The organism is Belnapia sp. AC561, assembly GCF_979252845.1.
Map to the genome: position 1 here is coordinate 1 of NZ_CEEDBP010000186.1, position 279 is coordinate 279.

The 279-nt window shown below is 57.7% G+C and carries 1 protein-coding gene; it reads left to right on the forward strand.

Going from position 1 to position 279, the window contains the following annotated elements:
* The coding region (locus AC0IW9_RS30675) for an amino acid kinase family protein (protein ID WP_471652085.1) at nt 1-279 on the forward strand (279 nt) is incomplete at both ends.

Sequence of the window (279 nt, forward strand, 5' to 3'; positions counted from 1 at the left end):
CATCGACGGCATGCGGGTAACCGACGCAGCGACCATGGATGTGGTGGAGATGGTGCTTGGCGGCCAGGTGAACAAAGACATCGTCAACCTGATCAACCGCCATGGCGGCAGTGCTATCGGCCTGACCGGTAAAGATGCCGAGCTGATTCGTGCGAAAAAGCTCACCGTCACCCGGCAAACGCCGGAAATGACCCAGCCCGAAATCATTGATATCGGCCATGTGGGCGAAGTGGTCGGGGTTAACACCGATCTGCTCAACATGCTGGTGAAGGGCGACTT